The following is a 20,127-nucleotide window of genomic DNA, read 5'->3' as shown; positions in this document are numbered from 1 at the left end:
CTTGCTCGCTCTCGTGTCCCGGACGCGGTGCGACGCGAAGCGGTGCGCCGCAGAGCCGGGACCATTTCAGTAACGGTCCGTGTGGGTCCCGGTTCTGCAGCGCGTCACAAGCGTGCCGCGCAGCGCCCGGGACACGAAATCTAAACCCGCGTCATATCGAACTGCGCCTTCTGGCCGGTGCCGTAGCGGCGCAGCGCGCCGTCTTCGCCGACGGCGTTGGGGCGCTGGAAGATCCAGTTCTGCCACGCGGTGAGGCGCGAGAAGATCTTCGATTCCATGGTCTCGGGTCCGACGAAGCGCAAATTGGCTTCCATGCCGGTGAGGCCGTCGGGCGAGAAGGAGGTGCGCTCCTCCAGGAACACCCGCACCTCGTCGTCCCAGTCGATATCGTCGAGCGCGAAGGTGACGAGGCCGAGCTCTTCGGCCGCCTCGGCATCGAGCGTGGTGCCGATAGTCGCCTCGGCGCGCTCGAGATCGGACGGATCGGCCTGGAAGCGCGACTGCAGCCGCGTCAGGCCGTGGCTCATCGGATACGGCCCGAAATTCATCGCGGTCAGTTCGATGGTCGGCGGGGCGCGGTTGTCGCCCTGCTTCTGGCCGATCAGCATGTAGGAACGGTCGGCGGCGAACACGAGTTCGGCCAGCGTGCCGACGAAGCAGGAGCCGGGCTCGACCAGCGTCACCAGCGTGCGCGAGGTGACGTCGATGCGCTTGAGCACCCGCTTCCAGTATTGCCTGATCTCGTTGACCAGCCAGTGTGCCTTGTTGGCTTCGAGGAACGCGTCGCAGGCGACGACGCCGGCGCGGTCGCCATGCGACTTGAACAGCAGCATCGCGGTCTCGAGCTCGTTGATGCGCAGATGCAGGATCGCATCATCGAGCTCGCGCGCGACCTGCAGTGGCCAGAACGACGCGCCTTGCGCGATCAGGCCGTCGATATCGGCGGGCGGGGCTTCTTCCGGCGCCTTGATCGAGATGGTGGCGATGCGCTGGGCGCGGTCGATATCGACGCTGACAAAGCCGTAGCGGATGCCGGCCTCGTTGATGGTGCGCTGGAGCGGCGTCAGCGCGAGACCCTTGCCATTGCCGTTGCGCTTCGAGAGGGCGGCGAATTCCTTGGCGCGGTCGGCGACCTTGGCCTCCAGCTTGCTGTTCGGCACGATTTCGTCGACCAGGCGCCATTCCACGGCGCGCTTGCCCTTGATGCCTTCCTCGATGGTGCAGAAATAATCGGCGTGATCGCGGCGCACCTTGCGCTTGTCGACCACGCGCGTCAGGCCGCCGGTGCCCGGCAGCACGGCGAGCAGCGGCACTTCCGGCAGCGACACCGCCGCCGAGCCGTCGTCGGCGAGCATGATGTGATCGGTCGCCAGCGCCAGTTCATAGCCGCCGCCGGCCGCGGTGCCGTTGACGACGCTGATGAAGCGCTGCCCGGAATTCTCGGAAGAGTCTTCCAGACCGTTGCGGGTCTCGTTGGTGAATTTGCAGAAATTGACTTTGTGGGCGTGGGTGGCGCCCGCCAGCATGCGGATATTGGCGCCGGCGCAGAACACGCGGTTCTTGCCCGAGCGCATCACCACGACTTTTACCTCCGGGTGCTCGAAGCGCAGCCTTTGCACGGCATCGGCGAGCTCGATATCGACGCCGAGGTCGTAGGAATTGAGTTTTAACTGATAGCCTTCGAACAGGCCGGCATTCTCGTCGACGTCCATGGTCAGCGTCGCGACGGCACCATCGACATCGAGCTTCCAATGCCGGTAGCGCGACGGATCAGTCTGGAAATCGATGTATTTTGCACCGCCTGCGAGGACGCGATTTTCGCCAGCCATTGGGCCACCCTGACGCTTTTGTTAGCCTTACCTTACATGCACAATAATGCATGTTTTTGGTCCAGTCTAGTCCAAAACTTCGAAACATGCATTTTGTTTCATGTTCGGCTGACAGAGCCAAAGGCCACCCAATCGGCCTTGGCAAGCTGGGGCCGCCCTAGTTTGACCTTGACGAGTTCGGCCAGGGCCAAAACCGGAAAACCGTCGGCGAACCCGTCGCCGCCGGCGTTGCGCAGGCCGAGCGCCTTGAGGTCGGCGAGCGCTTCCCCAAGCAGCCTTGCTGCGGCGTGCGGCTTTTGCATGCGCAGGCGCAAATTCGCGGTCGCGATCTGGATGCAGGCGCGCAGCAGGATTCGCTCGCGGCCGCCTTGCGGTGCGGCCGCCCACACCGCCTCAAGGATCTCCTGCGACTCCCAGAAATAACCGTGGTCGTTGAGCCGCAGCGCCGGATGCCGCGCCGGCACGTGGCCACCGAACCGCGACGGCACCAGCGCGGTGACCTGCGCCAGCGTTTCGTAATCGGCGTCGGCTTCAACGGTCTCGCCCGGCACATAGGCCCATCGCGGCAGCGGAAGGTTGCCCGTGGCCAGAGGCAGCGTGGTCATCGGGGCATGACCCGACGACCGACAATCCCAAACAGTGCATGGAAAATAGTTTACGCGGCCCGTCCCTGCGAGCCGTCAACACGCAACACCGCGTTTGCGAATTCCTGGACCGCATCCAGCGTCGCCCCTGGCGCCTCCCGATGCGGCTGGTGTCCCGCCCCCGGGATCACGGTCACATCGACGGGACAATAGCACTCTTCCTGGGCGATCTCGATCTGGCGCATTGTCCCATACTCGTCATCCCGACCCTGCAGGATCGCGACCGGCACGCGGATATAGGCGAGGTATTCGGAAATGTCCCAATTGCGGAAGGCCGGATCGAGCCAGGCGCCGTTCCAGCCATAGAAGGCGTTGTCGACATCCTTGTGCCAGCGCGCCAGCTTTGCCTTCAGGTCGGAGGTCTCATAGGCGGCCTTGATGTTGGCGATCGAGCTCACCGAGATGTCCTCGACGATGAAATGCGGCGCGATCATCACGACGCCTTCAACGCGGTGATCCTGATGCGCACCCGTATAGATCGCCGCGATCGAGGCGCCATCGGAATGGCCGACGAGCAGCCCGCGGCGAAAGCCGATTTGATCGAGCAGCTTTGGCAACACGTCGAGCGCTTCGCTGTGCATGTAGTCGACGGCACGCGGCAGTTTCACCGGCGTCGACGCGCCATAGCCCGCGCGCGAGTAAACAAACACACCGGCGCCGGTGGCGGCCTGAAGTTTGTCCGGAAAATCGCCCCACAGGCCGGCCGAGCCGAGGCCTTCATGCAGCATCACGATGGTCGGCGCGTCCTGAGGCGACGGACCGATCATGCGGTATTCGAGATTGGCGGCGCCGATGGTGAGGAAGCCGGTGGGGGAGAGGGTTGTCATGATATGATCCAGAGGTCGCAGTCCTAGTGGGGTGTCGTCCCGGCGAACGCCGGGACCCATAACCACCGGCTTTCGTTGTGTTAGACGGTCTCGCACACCGCCCGTAGACGATAGGCCGCGGCGTATGGGTCCCGGCGTTCGCCGGGACGACGCGTTGAGGTTATGCTCCATCCCGCAACTTGAACCGCTGGATTTTTCCCGTCGCCGTCTTCGGCAAACTGTCGACCACATCGATCCAGCGCGGATATTTCCACGGCCCGATCTTCTGCTTGACGTGCTCCTTCAGCGCATCATGCAGGCCGTCGGTTTTGGTTTCGGCGCGCAGCACCACGAAGGCTTTGGGCTTCAGCAGACCTTCCGGATCGGCCTCGGGCACCACGGCGGCTTCCAGCACCGCGGGATGGGTGATCAGCGCGCTCTCGACTTCGAACGGCGACACCCAGATGCCGGACACCTTGAACATATCGTCACTGCGGCCGCAGAACGTATAGCGGCCGTCGGCGTCGCGGATGTATTTGTCGCCGGTGCGGGTCCAGTGGCCTTCAAACGTTTGCCGGCTCTTGCTGCGCTGGTTCCAGTAGCCCTCGCCGGCCGAGGGCGCATCGACCAGCAATTCGCCGACCTCGCCATCGGGCACGTCGGCGCCTGCTTCATTGACGAGCCGCACGCGGTAGCCCGGCACGGGGCGACCGGACGAGCCGTATTTGATGTCCCCGGGCGCGTTGGAAAGAAAGATGTGCAACAGTTCGGTGGAGCCGACGCCGTCGAGAATGTCGACGCCAAACCGCGCCTTCCAGGCATTGCCGACCGATTCCGGCAGCGCTTCGCCCGCCGAGGTGCAGACGCGAAGCCGCTGGCCGGCGGACGTGTCCTTCAGCGTCTCGTCATTGAGCATGGCCGCGAACAATGTCGGCACGCCGAAGAAGATGCTGGGGTTGTATTTGTTCATCAGCGCGAACATCGCCGCCGGCGTCGGACGATCGGAATTCAGCACCGTTGACGCGCCGACCGACATCGGAAAGGTCAGCGCGTTGCCGAGGCCGTAGGCAAAAAACAGCTTTGCCGCCGACAGGCCGACGTCGTCCTCGCGAATGCCGAGCACCTGGCTGGCGTAGGTTTCCGCCGTCGCCTGCAGATTGGAATGCAGGTGGCGCACGCCCTTGGGCATGCCGGTGGAGCCCGACGAATAGAGCCAGAATGCAGGCTCGTCAGGATGCGTCGCCGCGGTCGCAAACGTGTCGCTTTCGCGCGACAGTTCGTCCGAGAGCTTCTTGTGGCCGTGCGCATCCTTGCCGGACACGATCACATGTTCGAGGTCCGGCATCCGCCCGACCATGTCTTTCACGACCGGCAGCAGCGCTTCGGACACAAACAGCACGCGCGCGCGGCAATCCGCCAGCACATAGGCATATTGATCCGCTGTCAGCAGCGTGTTGAGCGGCACCGGCACGATGCCGGCGCGGATCGCGCCGAGGAACACTGAGGGAAAATCGACGGTGTCGAGCATGATCATCGCGACGCGCTCTTCGCGGCGGACGCCAAACCGGCGCAGCATGTTGGCGACGCGACGGCTTTGCCGCTGCAGATCGCCATAGGTGAGTTCGGAAACCGTATCGGTGAAGGCGAGCTTGGCGCCGCGGCCGTCGTCGACATTGCGATCAAGCAGCCAGGTCACCGCATTGTAGGAACCGGACGTGCCGCTCAAGACGCTTCTCCCAGATTTTAAGAATTATAATTCATATAAAGACCACCGGGCGCGCTTGCTGTCAATCCTCATCGGCATTATGTTTCCGAAACGCGCTGATTTGCAGCCAGGGCGAGCTAAGGGCTACTTCAGGGAAATGTCCGAAACCAGCGATCCCGAAACCGGCTTTCTTGAGCAGCTCGGCCAGCGCGTGCGCACCATGCGGGCGTTGCGCGGCATGTCGCGAAAAGTGCTCGCGAAAGTTTCCGGCATTTCCGAACGCTATATCGCCCAACTCGAAAGCGGCAAGGGCAACGTCTCGATCGTGCTGCTGCGCCGGGTGTCGAACGCGATGGGCGCGCATCTGGAAGATCTCATTCCTTCCACCGAACCTGTGCCGGACTGGGCTGTCATTCGCGACCTCGTGCGCAAGGCGACATCCGCGCAGATCGCGCAGGCCAAGGATGTGCTCGCGGGCGGGAGTACTGCGGCGCATCGCAAGATGTCGTTCTCGGGTATCGCGCTGATCGGCCTGCGCGGCGCCGGCAAATCGACGCTCGGCAAGATGCTGGCGAAGAAAATCGGCTGGAGCTTTGTCGAACTCAACAAGGAGATCGAGGCGCAGAACGGATTGTCCGTCGCCGAGATCATCGCGCTCTACGGCCAGGAAGGCTTTCGGCGCATGGAGCAGGCAGCCCTCGGGCAATTGCTGGCGCGCAAGGAATTGATGGTGCTAGCGACCGGCGGCGGCATCGTCTCCGAACCGCTGACGTTCGACCTGATCCTGTCGTCGTTCTACACGATCTGGCTGAAGGCCAAGCCCGAAGAACACATGGCGCGCGTGCGCGGCCAGGGCGACCTGCGCCCGATGGCGGACGATCGCTCCGCGATGGCCGAACTGCGCACCATATTGGTCAGCCGCGAACCGCTCTACGCCCGCGCGTCGGCCGTAGTGGATACCGCGGGGCTGAACGTCAACGACGCCGCGTCGCGGCTGGTCGATGCGGTGGCGCCAGTGCTGCATGATGAAGCGCGGATGTTCGCGCGGGGCTGAGCGGGCGCGGTGTCTTCGCGCACCGCTCGCGAAACAACGTCACCATTAACCACGGCCGCGGTTAACCACCGCAACGGTTCCTTGCGGAAACACACCCTTTAATAGTGTTACCAAAGCGTTAAACGCAGGAATACAGATCATGTCAGAGCGCCGCAAACTGCCGAGAAACCGCGTCTATTACGGTGGGAGGGTCACGTTCAACGCGCGCTCTTCGACGCTCGCCTGCGTCGTGCGCAACTTCAGCCAGTTCGGAGCCAGAATCGAATTTGAAAATTCCGCGCTCGTGCCCGACGAGGTGGATTTCGAGATCGAACGCAAGGGAATCTCCTGCCTGGCGCGCCTCGTCTGGCGCGATCGTTTCGCGGCAGGCCTGGTGTTTTCAGGCGCAAGCGAGACGGGAGGCGTCGTTGAGCTTAACTGGGCGCGCAAGCTGCGCGCCAGCGAACGCGCGAACCGGCAACTGCGGTCGCGCCTCGATCAGCTGCGATCCGAACACTGATGCGATCCACTCAGCCGCCAGCCAGGATGAAATCGCATGAGTACCCTTGAAGACGACGCTTCCATCCGCGTCGCCGCGAAGATGCCGAGGAGCCGGCGGCGCCCGCTTCGCGCGATACTGGCGGTGCTGACGGCGCAGTACACGATCGTCGCGATCGTCGTCAGCCTGTCGGTTGCGGGCACGCTTCGCTATCTGGTGACACCGCAGATCGTCGCCAAGTTCGAAATGATCGCCGCCGCGCTCAGGCGGATTTAGTATCCCGTCAGATATCGGCAATACGGCAGACTTCTTCGTGAAACACGAGGTAGCGCTTCGGCGCGATCAGATGCGGCGTGTTCTCGCGCCACCATGCGGCGGCCTCGGGACTAGCTTTGGCGAGAATGCCGACGGCAGGCACCGCTTCCACCGCATAGCCGGCGATCAGCTCTGCTTGCCCGCGAAACACGGCCGCCCATTGCGCCGGCCATGAATGCGGCCGCGACAGAACCCCAAAGGCGAGAAGCTTTCGATGCGCCGCATAGCGCATGACCGGCAAATCGAGGCCGACCCATTTCTGGCGTACCCATAGCGGGGCTTCGCCGGGGGGAACGGCGACGATACGGACAGCCCAATCGGGATTGCTCATTCGATCTCTCGCGGCATCTGCATCGACTTCGTGCATGCCGGAGGGAATTGCGTTCATGACACGGGAGCGAAAATTTGGGCGCTGGATCGTAGGATGGGTTGAGCTCTTCGCGAAACCCATCATCATCTCGATCGACAACCGATGGGTTTCGCAAGGGCTCAACCCATCCTACGCAGCTACGTTCACAGCAGCATGGATTTGACCGATTCCGCGCCCTCCCGCAGCAGTGGCAGGAATCGCTCGATCATCTCGGCCATCGAGACGCGGTCGACATGCGCGCCCATGTTGATGGCGCCGACGATCACGTCGTCGTAGCGGCGCACGGGGACCGAGATCGAACGGAAATGCGGCTCGGCCTCACGATCGACCAGCGAATAGCCCTGTTCGCGATCGGCGCGCACGCAAGCCAGCAATCGTTTTGGATCGGTCACCGTGTGCGGCGTCATCGGCTCGCGCCGCATCGCCGCGAGCCGCGCCGTGAGATCGCCATCGTCGAACTGGCCGAGCATGACGCGGCCGACCGAGGTGCAGAACGCCGGCAGGCGATAGCCGATGTCGAGGCCGGCGGAGAACACCCGCGTCGGACTGCCGCGCGCGATGAAAACGACCTCGTCGCCGTCGAGCACCGCAAGCGAGCTTATTTCCTGCGCGGCCAGCGCGATCCGGTCGAGCACCGGTTGCAGCACCGTGACCACCTGGCTCGATTGCAGATAGGAGGCGGCGAGCGTCAGCACGCGCGGCGTCAGCGTGAACAGCTTGCCGTCTGAGGTGACGAAGCCGCCGTGCTCGAGCGTGAACAGGATGCGGCGGGCGGTGGCGCGCGGCAGATCGGCGGCGCGCGCCAGATCGCTCAAGGTCGCGGGGCCGCCGATCGTGCCGAACGCCTGGAGCAGGCGGATGCCGCGGTCGAGACTCTCGACGAAATCGGTGGCGCGTTCGTCGCCTTCGGCGCGTTTCAGCTTTGGCATTGGCTCTTCCGGTTGGAAGCGTTCAAAATTGTGCTTGCCGTCCTTTCCAGTCATGGCATAATTCGCCCATTCGTTCAATAGGCGAACAAACTGCCTCCGACGAAAGGGCTGAACGCCATGATGAGCCAGGAAGCGAACGACCTGATCACGCGCACCGGGGCAAAAGACCCCTGCGGGAAACTGATGCGGATGTACTGGCAGCCGGCGGCACTGGTCGACGAGCTGCAGGGCCCGCGGCCGGTCAAAGCCGTCAAGCTGCTCGGCGAGAACCTCGTGCTGTTCCGCGACGAGAACGGAAGCTTTGGCCTGATCGACCGCCATTGCGCGCATCGCGGCGCCGATCTCGCGTTCGGCCGGCTCGAACATGGCGGCCTGCGCTGCGCGTTCCATGGCTGGCTGTTCGACACGTCGGGCCAGTGCATCGAGACGCCGGCGGAGCCGAAGGGCTCGAACCTGTGCAAGGGCATCAAGCAGCGCTCCTACCCCGTGATCGAGAAGAGCGGCATCCTCTGGGCTTATCTCGGCGAAGGCGAGCCGCCGGCGTTTCCTGAGATCGACTGCTTCATCGCGCCCGACAGCCATACGTTTGCGTTCAAGGGCCACATCAACTGCAACTGGCTGCAGGCGCTCGAAGTCGGCATCGATCCGGCGCACGCCTCGTTCCTGCATCGCTTCTTCGAGGACGAGGATACTTCCGCCAGTTACGGCAAGCAGTTCCGCGGCGCGTCCGCCGGCTCAGACATGCCGATGACGAAAATCCTGCGCGAATACGACAATCCGATCATCAATGTCGAGCACACCGAATACGGCCTGCGGCTGATCGCGCTGCGCGAGATCGACGAAGAGCGCACCCATGTGCGCGTCACCAATCAATTATTCCCGCACGGCTTCGTGATTCCGATGAGCACGGAGATGACGATCACGCAGTGGCATGTGCCTGTCGATGACGAGAATTGCTACTGGTACGCGATCTTCACCTCCTACACGGCGCCGGTCGACAAGAAGAAAATGCGCGACCAGCGCCTCGAACTCTATGAACTGCCCGACTACAAATCGCGCAAGAACAAGTCGAACGATTACGGGTTCGATCCGCACGAGCAGGCGACCGAGACCTATACCGGCATGGGCGCCGACATCAATGTGCACGACCAGTGGGCGGTGGAGTCGATGGGCGCGATCCAGGACCGCACCAACGAACATCTCGGCACCTCGGACAAGGCGATCGTGCAATATCGCCGCCTGCTGCGCCAGGAGATCGAAAAGGTTTCCGGCGGCGAGAAACCGTTCATGTTCCTCGACGCGTCCCGCGCGCGCAGCATCCAGGGCCCTGCCACCATGGACGGCATCGGGCCGACGCGGGGCTGGGAAATCTACTGGATGGAAGTCGACGTCAAACGCCGCCGCGGCGCGCCGTGGGCGGCGCCGGTGCCGGGGGAGATATCCGACAAGATCCGGCATTTGACGGCGGCCGAGTGATGGGGTCGAGGATGCCAGCTACCGTCATTGCCTGCGACAAACGCGAAGCGTTTGCGCAAGGGAGCGTAGCGACGAAGCAATCCATCCATCCGTTATTCCGCCCGATGGATTGCTTCGCTTCGCTCGCAATGACGACGAGACAGGGAGCGGCGCATTGAGCTTTGTCGAGCGTCACGGCCTGTGGTCGGCGGAGCAGAAGGAGGCGGCTAGCCGCCTGCGCCGCATCGTCGAAGAACAAAAACTCGAAGTCATCCGGCTCTCGTTCCCGGACCAGCACGGCATTTTGCGTGGCAAGACGCTGGTCGCGAGCGAGGCGCTGGCCTCGCTCGAGAGCGGCTGCTCGATCACCACGACCATGCTCGCCAAGGACACCTCGCACCGCACGGTGTTTCCGGTGTTCACGTCCGGCGGCGGGTTTGGCATGCGCGAAATGGAAGGTGCTGCCGACGTCTTGATGGTCGCGGATCCCACCACGTTCCGCGTGCTGCCATGGGCGCCGACGACAGGCTGGCTGCTGTGTGACCTCTATTTCAACGACGGCCGCCCCGTGCCGTTCGCGACGCGAAACCTCTATCGCGGCGTGCTCGATCAACTCGGCCAGCGCGGCTACGATTTTGTCGCGGGCCTCGAAGTCGAGTTTCACATCTTCAAGCTCGAAGACGCGCGCATGGCGCCGGAGGATGCCGGGCAGCCGGGACAGCCGCCTTCGGTGAGCCTGCTGTCGCACGGCTATCAATACCTGACCGAGCAGCGCTACGACCAGATGGAGCCGGTGCTGGAAATCATCCGGCGCGACGTGCTGGCGCTCGGCTTGCCGCTACGCTCGGTCGAGGTCGAGTTCGGCCCGAGCCAGTGCGAATTCACCTTTGCGCCGACCAGGGGGCTGACGCCCGCCGACAACATGGTACTGTTTCGCAGCGCCGTAAAACAGGTTGCCCGGCGCCACGGCTATCACGCCACCTTCATGTGCCGGCCCAAACTGCCGAACGTGTTCGCGTCCGGCTGGCACCTGCATCAATCGATCGTGTCGCGCGCCAGCGGCGAGAACGCGTTCATGACCAAGAACGATGGCGAAGTTCTCAGCCCCTTTGCGCGCAGCTATCTCGCGGGACTGCTGACACATGCCCGCGCCTCCGCCGTATTCACGACGCCGACCATCAACGGCTACAAGCGCTACCGCACCTATTCGCTGGCGCCGGATCGCGCGATCTGGGGCCGCGACAACCGCGGCGTCATGATCCGCGTGCTCGGCGGCCCCAATGATGCCGCAACGCGCCTCGAAAACCGCATCGGCGAGCCCGCCGCCAATCCCTATCTCTACATGGCCTCGCAGATTCTCTCGGGGCTCGACGGCGTCGACCGCAAGCTCGATCCCGGACCCTCCGCCGACACGCCCTATGAGACCAAGGCGGCGCTGCTGCCGAAAACGCTGCGTGAAGCTGTGACCGCGCTCAATGATGATCCGTTTTTTCGCGGGGCGTTCGGCCAGGAATTCGTCGACTATTACGTCCACATCAAGAACGCCGAGATCGAACGCTTCCAGGCCGAAGTGTCGGAGTGGGAACATCGCGAATATTTCGAGATGTTTTGACATTCTTCGTCGTCCCGGCCTTGAGCCGGGACCCATAACCACAAATATTTGTGGTTGCGAGAGGTCGTCGAACAGCGCGCTCGATGGATCACGCGGTATGGGTCCCGGCCTTCGCCGGGACGACAGAAATACAGCTCAAAATTCTCAAACTCATTCGATCACTTCATCGGCCCGGGCAAGCAGACCTGCTGGTACGGTCAAGCCGATCGCCCTTGCGGTCTTGAGATTGATGACAAGCTCGAACTTGACCGCCTGCTCGACAGGAATGTTCGCCGGCTTTTCGCCCCGCAGGACCTTGTGCACGAACGTCGCGGCGCGCTTGAACAGCACCGGCCCGTCCGAACCATAGGACATCAGGCCGCCGGTCTCGGCAAAGCCACGGATAATGGTTGCAGCCGGCAGGCGATGTGCAAGGGCGAGCTCGACCATGCGTTTGGTCGGCAGGCTGGCCTGAAAGACGACCGCGCCGGCCTTTTCCTTCACCGCCGTTGCAAAGGCCGCTTCCAGTTCTTCCGGGCCACGAACCGTGATGACGGGAGCGATTTCGCTTGATGTACCGGCGCCGGCGCGCTGGGCTTGTTCGAGAAAGGATTTTGCAAATACCGGATCGGCGGCATTGGCAATCAGCGCGACCCGCCGTGTCGATGGCAGCATGTCGCGGAACAGCTCGACACATTTGCCATGGGTTTCCGCGCCCATCTGCGATAGGCCGGTGATGTTTGCGCCAGGGTTGGCAAGACTCTGAACCAAACCGGTCCCAAGCGGATCGCCCGACAGAATGACGATAGGGATTTCGCGCGTCGCCTGCTTCGCTGCGAGGGCGCACGGCGTGAAGAGCGCCACGATGACATCGACTTTGAGCCGAACCAGTTCCGCCGCGAGTTCCGGCAGGCGGCTGAGTTGTCCTAGAACGAAACTCGCTAACGTAATGCTGTCCTTCGATGCGGCCGAGTTCGCGCAAACCTTCACGAAGTTCCTTTCCGAACGAAGGCACATCCGCATTACCGATGACGAGCACGCCGATCCGGCTTAGTTGCGCCTGCTGCGCTCGCACCGCGAACGGCCAAGCCGTCGCGCCGCCGACAAGCGCAATAAAATCCCGCCGCTTCATGTTGATTTCCCAACCCTGATGCCGCTTCGTAGCGGGCGGCCACACTTGACGGTACCATGACGGTCCGCGCACGGGAAAAGTTTTAGACGGTCCTGTCAATCACCGCCGATATTAAACCACGGCGTTTTGCTTGATGATCTCGCGGTAAAATGACGCACTCAGTTTCGGCGTGCGGCGCTGGGTGTTGAAATCGACGTGGTAGAGGCCGAAGCGTTTCTGGTAGCCGTCCATCCATTCGAAATTGTCGATCAGGCTCCACAGGAAGTAGCCGGCCACCGGGACGCCTTCCGCCGTCGCGCGCTGCAGATGGAACAGATAGTTGCGCAGATACATGACGCGGTCGACGTCATAGATGTTGCCGTCCGCGGCCGGCTGATCGGTCGACGACGTCCCGTTCTCGGTGATGTAGATCGACTTCACGCCCCAGATCTTCGCCGCGTGACGCGGCGCCCAGTATAGCGCCTCCGGACCGATCCTCAGCCAAGACGCATCCGTATGCGGGAACGATGCCGGAAACGGCGCCAGCATGTAGCCGCGAGAATTGTCCGCCGCCACGACGTAATGATCGGGCGTGTAGACATTCAGCCCGACGAAATCGATCGGCGATGAAATGATGCTGATATCATCGGCGGTGTGTTTCGGGGCGTCGGCGTGTGCCAGATAACTTTCCGTGAATTTTCCCTCGAGGATGGCGGTCAGGTAGCCGGCATTGAGCTCGCGCACCGCGATCTCGGCGGCGCGGATATTCGCCGGCGTCTCGATCGCGGGGATGCAGTTGACCATGTTCTCGGCGAGGCCGATTTTGGTTCCGGCCTTGGCGTAGGCCCGGATTGCCTGCACGGCAAGGCCGTGTCCGAGGGCGACATGGTGACGAACCTGGTTCTGTTCGCCTTGCGACAGTTTCAGGCCCGGCGCGTCGAGGCCAAGGCCATGGCCGAGATGAACCAGCCTCGAACATTCGTTGATCGTGAAAATGTGCTTGACGCGATCGCTCAGGCGCTCGCTGACATAGCCCGCGTAATCTGCAAACGCTTTCGAAGTATCGCGCGACATCCAGCCGCCGAAGCGGTCTTGCAGCGTCTGCGGCAAGTCCCAATGGTACAGCGTAGCAAACGGTTCGATGCCGTTGGCCAGCAGTTCGTCGAGAAGCCGATTGTAAAAATCGAGACCTTTCGGGTTGGGCGTGCCCGTTCCTTCCGGAAAAACGCGAGGCCACGCGATCGAGAAGCGATAGGTCTTCGTCCCCAGCGCCTTCATCAACTGGACGTCGTCCTTGTAGCGATGAAAGTGGTCATCAGCGACGTCGCCAGTGCTGTGATCGGCAATTTTTCCGGGCGTGTGCGCAAAACGATCCCAGATCGACGGCCCTCGACCGTCCTCGTTGACGGCCCCTTCGATCTGATAGGACGAGGTCGCGGTGCCCCATCGGAAATCAACCGGAAAGGCCGCAATGGATTTCTGGTCACTGGGTCTGCTTTGGGCATCGGCCGATTTGACCGATCCCGCCGACAGGCCGAGCGCCGCCCATCCTGCGATCTTGCCAAAACGGCGCCGGGAAAATCTGTTCGACCACATGCGTTCGTTCCCGGACCAGAGCCCTCTTCAGCACAAAGCTATTTGTCGCATTCGACCTTTGACGTCGCCGCAACAAAGCCGCCGGCGGCGGCCTGCGGCTTTGGCGGCGGCAGGGAAGCGACGGCGACCGGTTGTACGGCGAGTTGTTGCTTGCGAAGCGTCTTCCGGAAGACGAACGGCATGTTCGGTAGCGCGCTCCACACGGCAACGAAACGCGGCGGCCACAGCGCGGCGCCAAACAGGAGAAATGCCACCGCTGTCCACAGCGACTGCCAGTTGTGAACACCCTCATTGAACAAGAGGAAAAGCGCAGCCGCCGCGAGCAGGCCGGCGAACGCCATCTCGGCGGTGACGCCGTCGTCTGACTTTCGACGGCAGAGCAGCGCCACCATCCAGACCGGCACAGCCGCCATGGCCACGCTGGCAAACGGGAAATCCCGCGAACGCGGATCGAACACGAGGCCGAGCGCGACCTCTACTGTGATCAGCGTGGTGACCATCATCACAACGCCCAGGACCAGCGCAGGCACTGATGACGGCCAGCCCTCGCGCGGGCCGAGCAATTCCCGGAACGACGGCAACGGCCGTCCGGCCATCAACGCGTTGGCGCACAGCAGCGGCAGCGCGATGGCCGCGGTCAGAAGCCATCCCTGGTTCAGCAGACCTGCGACGCCGTAGTTTTCGTAAACGGCCTTTTCGGCGCCGAGCCCCAGCAGGATTCCGCCCGTCGTCGCGCAAGCCGACACCGCCAGCCACGGCGCCAATGCTGTCGCCGTCCGCCGACGCCAAAGCGTCAACAATGCAACGGCAAAGACACAAATGGCGAAAGCAAGGCCAGCTCCCAGTTGCAGCTTCCAGAACGGATAATTGCTGACGGCCGCTCCGTGCGCATGCTTGATCTGACGGCTATCGCCGACGAGAAGGCCCCAATGCGCGCCGACCGTGCCTTCCCACTGGCGCTTCCAAGACTCGTCGTAGGCCTCAAACACATTGACGCGGATTTTTTCCCGCTCCGCCCGGTCGAGCAGTTCGGAAATGAAGCGGGCCTGATTGATGCGTGACGGCAGCGAGACCTCCCGCATGCGTCCCTTGCTCGGCCAGCCCGCCTCCCCGATCAGGATTTCCTTGCCGGGAAACGCCCGCGCGACCTTGTGGTAGATATCGATAACATGCCCCGCCGCGTTTTCGGCCCGGATCGGCTCATCTTCCCAGAACGGCAACATGTGGACCGTGACGAAATCGACGTCGGCCGCCATCTCGCGGTAGCGCAGCCAGTAATCCCAGGAATCGGCGTAAGTTATCGGCGTCGTGATACGCGACCTGACCGAGCGGAGGATTTCGCGAAGGTCTGCCACCGTCATTTCGCCGCGGAGCAGCACCTCGCTGCCGACGATGACGGAGGTCACGGTCCCCTGATAATCCTTGGCCAGCGATACCGCAGTGTCGATCAGCGTTGTGTTCTTCACGCGGTCGCGTCCGAGCCAGATGCCGAGAATGACTTTCAGCCCGACCTTCGACGCCAGCTGAGGCACCCTGTCGAGCCCGTTCTCGACCGAGTAGGTGCGGATGCAGTTCGATATCCCGGCCAACTGGCCGAGATCTTCCGCGATCTGCTCCGGACTGATGATGATGTCGGAATTCCACGGCGTCTGCCCGCTCCGGAACGGCGCGTAGGACACGCAGTCGAGCTTCTTCGCAGGATCGATCAGCGCATGATCCAGCAGCACCGGCGCCGCCAGCCAGTACCAGACCGCAACAATCATGCTCATCGAAACAAGGAAAAGCGCCAGCGGCACGCTCTTGCGGGAAGCGCCGGTCGGCCGGGTCGGCAAACCAGATCGCAACGCGGTGGGAGCATCGAGGGACATCGCGCAATGCCTTGGGCTAGATCAGGAGCAAGCGGTGCTCAACGTCGTATTGCGGCGCGGTGGTCGCGGCGCCGACAATCGTGAAAACCTGCCGGTCAACAGGAAGGCAATTGAATATATTGCTAAACATACTTTGGCCTGATGGAGGTCACGATTCGGCTTGCGGGTTTGATTGCAGGCGGCCCCGATGGAACATGTCAGTTTGACGAAAAAGAGTATACCAGCGTTCGTCATCTTCCAACAATCCCGGGCCCCCTGGCGTGTCCGTGTTCGTTCTGGCTGACCTGCACGCAGCGTGGGCCAGCCGACCACTCTAGGTGAGCTGCGCCAGCCAGACGGTATGACCGCCACAGTCCGGATCTTCGACGACATGCGCCACCACGTCGAAACCATTTGCGCAGAGCAGCGCGCGGTATTCGGCAGCGTCCAGGCTGGCATGATAGAGCGGCTCGCCCCTGTAGCTCCCGATCGCTTCGCCGTGCGCCGGACCGCTCGTGAACATCAATGCCGCGCGCGGCGCAGCATGCTGCCGGAAGACGGCGAACATCCGGCGCTGGTCATCGGGACAGAGGTGGAAGAAGCTGTCCCACGCCAGCAGACCGTCGAAGCGTCGCGCAAGCGAGAGCGTGCGCATGTCGGCGACGTGCCACGCGAGATGCGGAAAAGACGTCGTGCACAGGGCGATCAGTTCCGGCGACGAATCCACACCGGTGAGATGACATCCCTGCTGGGTGAGGTAACGGGCGATCGGCTCACCTGAACCGCAGCCGATGTCGAGCACGGCAGCTCCGGGGCGCAGCAGCGCGCGAAACCGGTCGAGCCACGCGCGCTCCATCAACCGGTTGCCGCGGTCCTGCGCCCAGGCGCGGGCGTGGCGTTGACAGAGTCTGATGATCCGGTCGGCGTCGGGGTTCATGGTGGCAAATTTGGAGTAGGCGCTATGGCCAAGCAAGAGGCCTTGCTGAATCGCGCGCTTTGTCGTCGTCCCGGCCTAGTGCGCAATTGCGCACTAGGCCGGGACGACGACAGAGATAACTCAAATCCCCAGATACCGGTGCTGCAAATCCGGCTCGGCGATCAACTGCTCCGGCGTGCCGCTCCACACCGTGCGGCCGCGCTCGATGATGTAATGCCGGTCGGCGATGCGGGAGAGGTTGGCGACGTTCTTGTCGATCACCAGCACCGATTGCCCACGTCCCTTGAGCATCGACAGGCAGCTCCAGATTTCCTCGCGGATTAGGGGCGCGAGGCCTTCGGTGGCTTCGTCGAGGATCAGCAATCGCGGATTGGTCATCAGCGCGCGGCCGATCGCCAGCATCTGCTGCTCGCCGCCGGACAGCGTCACGCCCATGTTGCCGCCGCGCTCGGCGAGACGGGGAAACAGCGCGTGGATTTTTTCGATGGTCCAGGGATCGGAATTCCCCGCCCGATTGCCGGCAGCCGCGACCAGGTTTTCGTACACGGTGAGATTCGGAAAGATCTGGCGGCCTTCCGGCACCAGGCCGATGCCGAGTTTTGCGATTCTGTACGACGGCAGGCCGCGCACCTCCTCGCCGGCGAAACGGATGGTGCCGGCACGCGCACCCGTCATGCCCATGATCGAGCGGATCGTCGTGGTCTTGCCCATGCCGTTGCGGCCCATCAGGGCGACCATTTCACCTGACTGAACCTTTAGCGACAGGCCGAACAGCACCTGGCTGAGGCCATAGCAGGTTTCGATACCGTCGACTTCCAGAAGGGTTTCAGCCATGAGCGACCACCACGTGCTGATCACCGAGATAGGCGCGCTTGACTTCGTCGTTGTGGCGGATCGCATCGGGATCGCCCGAGGCGATGACGCGGCCGTACACGAGCACGGTGATGCGGTCGGCGAGCGCGAACACCGCCTCCATGTCGTGCTCGACCAGCACGATGGTGACTTCCTTGCGCAGTTCCTTCAGCAGCGCCACCATGCGCGCCGACTCGGTGACGCCAAGTCCCGCCATCGGCTCGTCGAGCAGCAGCAATTGCGGCTTTGTGGCGAGCGCGACCGCAAGCTCGAGTTCGCGTTGTTCGCCATGGCTGAGTTCGGACACCGGCACGTCGGCGCGTGCCCCGAGCCCGACCCGCGTCAGCGCGGCCTGCGCCGCGTCACGCAGAGGTCTTTCCTTGCGCGCATTGCCCCAGAACCGGAACGAGTGTCCGTCATGGGCTTGCGCCGCGAGCGCGACATTGTCGGCCGCGGTAAAATCCGGCAGCAGCGACGTGATCTGGAACGAGCGCGCCAGCCCGAGCCGGCTGCGCTTATAGGACGGCAGGGCGGTGACGTCGCGGCCGCCGAAAACAATGGTGCCTGAGTTCGGCATCAACTGCCCGGTCAGCTGGCTGATCAGCGTGGTCTTGCCGGCGCCGTTGGGGCCGATGATGGCGTGCAATTCGCCAGGTATGACATCGAGCGACAGATTGTCGGTGGCGAGGATGCCGCCGAAGCGCCGCACCAGATTTTCAACGCGGAGCAAGGGATCAGCCACGGTTAAACCTCCCGAGCAGGCCCATGATGCCGCCGCGCGCGAACAGCACGATCAGCAGCAGCAGCGGCCCCATGATCAGCGCCCAGTATTCGGTGAATTGCGACAGCAGTTCTTCCAGCAGCAGAAAGAAGATCGTACCGATCACAGGACCGAACAACGAGCCCATGCCGCCGAACACCACCATCACCATGAGCTCGCCGGAGCGGGTCCAGTACATTCCGGCCGGGCTGACGAAGTCGGTGTTGTTCGCGAGCAGCGCGCCGGCGAGGCCGCAGATGGTGCCGGAGATGACGAAGCAGACCAGCCGGTAGCGGTTGGCGTGGAAGCCGATCGCCTGCATGCGCTGCTCGTTGGAACGAACGCCCTGCACCACCAGGCCGAAGCGCGAATTGATGATCCGCCAGATCAGGTAGATGCCGCCGAACAGGCAGGCCAGACAGAGATAATAGAACTGCACGCGGTTCGACAGGTCGATCAGGCCGCCGAAAGTGCTGCGCTTGTAGATGGTCAGGCCATCGTCGCCGCCGTAACGCGACATGCCCGAGGCGATGTAATAGGCCATCTGGGCAAAGGCGAGCGTGATCATGATGAAATAGACGCCGCGCGTGCGCAGACTGAGCGCGCCGATCACGAGCGCGTACAGCGCCGACACGGCTAGCGCGACCGGCCACTGGATGAAGCCGGAGCCGATGCCTTCGAAGGCGAGGATGCCGACCGCATAGCCGCCGATGCCGAGATAGGCGGCATGGCCGAAGCTCATCATGCCGCCATAGCCCATGATGAGATTGAGGCTGGCCGCGGCCAGCGCGAAGATGATGATGCGGGTGAACAGCGTCAGGATGAAGATGTTGCCGGTGAGCTGCGAATAGAGCGGCAGCACGACCAGTCCGGCAGCGACCAGCGCCACGACGACGTTGCTTGTATTGATCTGTGATTTCATCGCTTGGCGGCCGGAAACAGCCCCTCCGGTCGCACCACCAGTACGATCGCCATCAAAAGATAGATCAGCATCGACGACAGCGCGGGTGCGGCGGTGGAGGCGGCGGCGGAGCTCAGCACCATGCGCAGGAGATCAGGCAGGAAGGCGCGGCCGAGCGTATCGATCATGCCGACAAAGATCGCGGCGAGGAACGCGCCGCGGATCGAACCGATGCCGCCGATGACGATGATGACGAAGGCGAGGATGAGGATGTTCTCGCCCATGCCGATCTGCACGGTGAGGATCGGCGCCTGCATCAGCCCGGCAAGGCCGGCGAGCGCCGCACCAAGCCCGAACACCAGCGTGAACAGCAGTTTGATGTTGATGCCGAGCGCGCCGATCATTTCGCGGTTGGAGGCGCCGGCGCGGATCAGCATGCCGATCTTGGTCCGCATCACCACGACATAAAGCAATGCAGCGACCGCGAGCGCGACGATGATGATCGACAGCCGGTAGGCCGGATAGTACACGCCGGGGATGATCTGGACCGGCACGGTCAGCCAGGCCGGCAGCGGCAGCGCAAGGCCGGCCGGACCCCAGATCAGCCGCACCGCGTCATTGAAAAACAGGATCAGTCCGAACGTCGCCAGCACCTGGTCGAGGTGGTCACGGCCGTAGAGATGCCTCAGCGCGACAAACTCCAGCACGATCCCGAGCAGCAGCGTGGCGCCGAGCGCCAGCAGGACGCCGAGGATGAAGCTTCCGGTCCAGGCGGTGAACGTCGCGGCGAAATAGGCGCCCATCATGTAGAGCGAGCCGTGCGCCAGATTGACGAAGTCCATGATGCCGAACACCAGCGTCAGGCCGGCCGCCAGCAGGAACAGCAGCAGGCCGAACTGCAACCCATTCAGCGATTGTTCGACAAGAACCAAGCTCGACCCCTAAAG

At 63.1% G+C, this 20,127-nt stretch carries 20 protein-coding genes; 6 read left to right on the top strand and 14 right to left on the bottom strand.

Annotated features, from left to right (window positions below):
- Positions 1-140: 140 nt before the first annotated feature.
- From boxC to JQ558_RS30315, 4 genes are all read right to left on the bottom strand, one after another.
- On the bottom strand, positions 141-1,829 hold the full coding sequence (boxC, locus tag JQ558_RS30330) for a 2,3-epoxybenzoyl-CoA dihydrolase (protein ID WP_212296066.1): 1,689 nt from the start codon (positions 1,827-1,829) through the stop codon (positions 141-143).
- Positions 1,830-1,927: 98 nt separating this feature from the next.
- Complete coding sequence (locus tag JQ558_RS30325) at positions 1,928-2,434, bottom strand: DUF309 domain-containing protein (protein WP_212296065.1); 507 nt, start codon at positions 2,432-2,434, stop codon at positions 1,928-1,930.
- Between the two features lie 50 nt (positions 2,435-2,484).
- Entirely contained in the window at positions 2,485-3,300 is an 816-nt protein-coding gene (locus JQ558_RS30320; protein WP_212296064.1) for an alpha/beta fold hydrolase, read from the bottom strand.
- Between the two features lie 160 nt (positions 3,301-3,460).
- Entirely contained in the window at positions 3,461-5,005 is a 1,545-nt protein-coding gene (locus JQ558_RS30315) for a benzoate-CoA ligase family protein (RefSeq protein ID WP_249142704.1), read from the bottom strand.
- A gap of 136 nt (positions 5,006-5,141) precedes the next feature.
- Here JQ558_RS30315 and JQ558_RS30310 point away from each other — a divergent pair, with 136 nt between their 5' ends.
- The 3 genes from JQ558_RS30310 to JQ558_RS30300 all read left to right on the top strand — a co-directional run bounded on the left by JQ558_RS30310 (position 5,142) and on the right by JQ558_RS30300 (position 6,792).
- Positions 5,142-6,038, top strand: a complete 897-nt coding sequence (locus tag JQ558_RS30310) for a helix-turn-helix transcriptional regulator (protein WP_212033461.1) — start codon at positions 5,142-5,144, stop codon at positions 6,036-6,038.
- A gap of 139 nt (positions 6,039-6,177) precedes the next feature.
- Positions 6,178-6,537, top strand: a complete 360-nt coding sequence (locus JQ558_RS30305; RefSeq protein ID WP_212296063.1) for a PilZ domain-containing protein — start codon at positions 6,178-6,180, stop codon at positions 6,535-6,537.
- 36 nt (positions 6,538-6,573) lie between these two features.
- Positions 6,574-6,792 carry a hypothetical protein gene (locus JQ558_RS30300; protein WP_212296062.1) on the top strand — a complete coding sequence of 73 codons (219 nt, stop codon included), beginning with the start codon at positions 6,574-6,576 and terminating at the stop codon, positions 6,790-6,792.
- A gap of 7 nt (positions 6,793-6,799) precedes the next feature.
- Here JQ558_RS30300 and JQ558_RS30295 read toward each other — a convergent pair whose 3' ends face one another.
- Positions 6,800-7,162, bottom strand: a complete 363-nt coding sequence (locus JQ558_RS30295; RefSeq protein ID WP_212296061.1) for a hypothetical protein — start codon at positions 7,160-7,162, stop codon at positions 6,800-6,802.
- Positions 7,163-7,344: 182 nt separating this feature from the next.
- Positions 7,345-8,130 (bottom strand): IclR family transcriptional regulator C-terminal domain-containing protein, encoded by a 786-nt coding sequence (locus tag JQ558_RS30290; protein ID WP_212274198.1) that lies wholly within the window; start codon positions 8,128-8,130, stop codon positions 7,345-7,347.
- 117 nt (positions 8,131-8,247) lie between these two features.
- On the opposite strand from JQ558_RS30290, the gene JQ558_RS30285 reads away from it, so the two are divergent.
- Both JQ558_RS30285 and JQ558_RS30280 read left to right on the top strand, forming a co-directional pair.
- The gene (locus JQ558_RS30285) at positions 8,248-9,606 is read left to right on the top strand and encodes an aromatic ring-hydroxylating dioxygenase subunit alpha (RefSeq protein WP_212296060.1); all 1,359 of its coding nucleotides are present in this window, start codon (positions 8,248-8,250) and stop codon (positions 9,604-9,606) included.
- A gap of 154 nt (positions 9,607-9,760) precedes the next feature.
- On the top strand, positions 9,761-11,197 hold the full coding sequence (locus JQ558_RS30280) for a glutamine synthetase family protein (protein ID WP_212208848.1): 1,437 nt from the start codon (positions 9,761-9,763) through the stop codon (positions 11,195-11,197).
- A 150-nt stretch (positions 11,198-11,347) separates the two neighbouring features.
- Here the strand turns inward: JQ558_RS30280 and JQ558_RS30275 are convergent, their stop codons facing one another.
- The 3 genes from JQ558_RS30275 to JQ558_RS30265 all read right to left on the bottom strand — a co-directional run bounded on the left by JQ558_RS30275 (position 11,348) and on the right by JQ558_RS30265 (position 15,652).
- Complete coding sequence (locus JQ558_RS30275) at positions 11,348-12,166, bottom strand: ABC transporter substrate-binding protein (RefSeq protein ID WP_212296059.1); 819 nt, start codon at positions 12,164-12,166, stop codon at positions 11,348-11,350.
- 253 nt (positions 12,167-12,419) lie between these two features.
- A complete protein-coding gene (locus JQ558_RS30270; RefSeq protein ID WP_212296058.1) occupies positions 12,420-13,883 on the bottom strand; it encodes a GH1 family beta-glucosidase in 1,464 nt (487 codons plus the stop codon).
- 38 nt (positions 13,884-13,921) lie between these two features.
- Positions 13,922-15,652, bottom strand: a complete 1,731-nt coding sequence (locus JQ558_RS30265; RefSeq protein ID WP_249142702.1) for a glycosyl hydrolase family 17 protein — start codon at positions 15,650-15,652, stop codon at positions 13,922-13,924.
- Between JQ558_RS30265 and JQ558_RS30260 the strand changes: the two genes are divergently transcribed.
- Positions 15,645-15,893 carry a hypothetical protein gene (locus JQ558_RS30260; RefSeq protein WP_212296079.1) on the top strand — a complete coding sequence of 83 codons (249 nt, stop codon included), beginning with the start codon at positions 15,645-15,647 and terminating at the stop codon, positions 15,891-15,893. The two genes, JQ558_RS30265 and JQ558_RS30260, sit on opposite strands and share 8 nt — an antisense overlap.
- Positions 15,894-16,064: 171 nt before the next feature.
- On the opposite strand, the gene JQ558_RS30255 is transcribed toward JQ558_RS30260, so the two are convergent.
- The 5 genes from JQ558_RS30255 to JQ558_RS30235 form a co-directional block, all read right to left on the bottom strand.
- Positions 16,065-16,667 (bottom strand): trans-aconitate 2-methyltransferase, encoded by a 603-nt coding sequence (locus tag JQ558_RS30255; protein WP_212296056.1) that lies wholly within the window; start codon positions 16,665-16,667, stop codon positions 16,065-16,067.
- 120 nt (positions 16,668-16,787) lie between these two features.
- The gene (locus tag JQ558_RS30250; protein WP_212296055.1) at positions 16,788-17,501 is read right to left on the bottom strand and encodes an ABC transporter ATP-binding protein; all 714 of its coding nucleotides are present in this window, start codon (positions 17,499-17,501) and stop codon (positions 16,788-16,790) included.
- The gene (locus JQ558_RS30245) at positions 17,494-18,261 is read right to left on the bottom strand and encodes an ABC transporter ATP-binding protein (protein WP_212274192.1); all 768 of its coding nucleotides are present in this window, start codon (positions 18,259-18,261) and stop codon (positions 17,494-17,496) included. Before JQ558_RS30245 ends, JQ558_RS30250 begins: the two co-directional genes overlap by 8 nt.
- On the bottom strand, positions 18,254-19,201 hold the full coding sequence (locus JQ558_RS30240) for a branched-chain amino acid ABC transporter permease (protein ID WP_212296054.1): 948 nt from the start codon (positions 19,199-19,201) through the stop codon (positions 18,254-18,256). The genes JQ558_RS30245 and JQ558_RS30240 overlap by 8 nt, the downstream gene beginning before the upstream one ends.
- Positions 19,198-20,112: a branched-chain amino acid ABC transporter permease gene (locus JQ558_RS30235; protein ID WP_212208856.1), complete on the bottom strand. Its 915-nt coding sequence runs from the start codon at positions 20,110-20,112 to the stop codon at positions 19,198-19,200. Before JQ558_RS30235 ends, JQ558_RS30240 begins: the two co-directional genes overlap by 4 nt.
- Positions 20,113-20,127 lie beyond the last annotated feature (15 nt).

This window comes from Bradyrhizobium sp. AUGA SZCCT0160, assembly GCF_018130105.1.
Taxonomy (GTDB): domain Bacteria; phylum Pseudomonadota; class Alphaproteobacteria; order Rhizobiales; family Xanthobacteraceae; genus Bradyrhizobium.
This window is presented reverse-complemented; position numbering and strand designations above follow the sequence as displayed.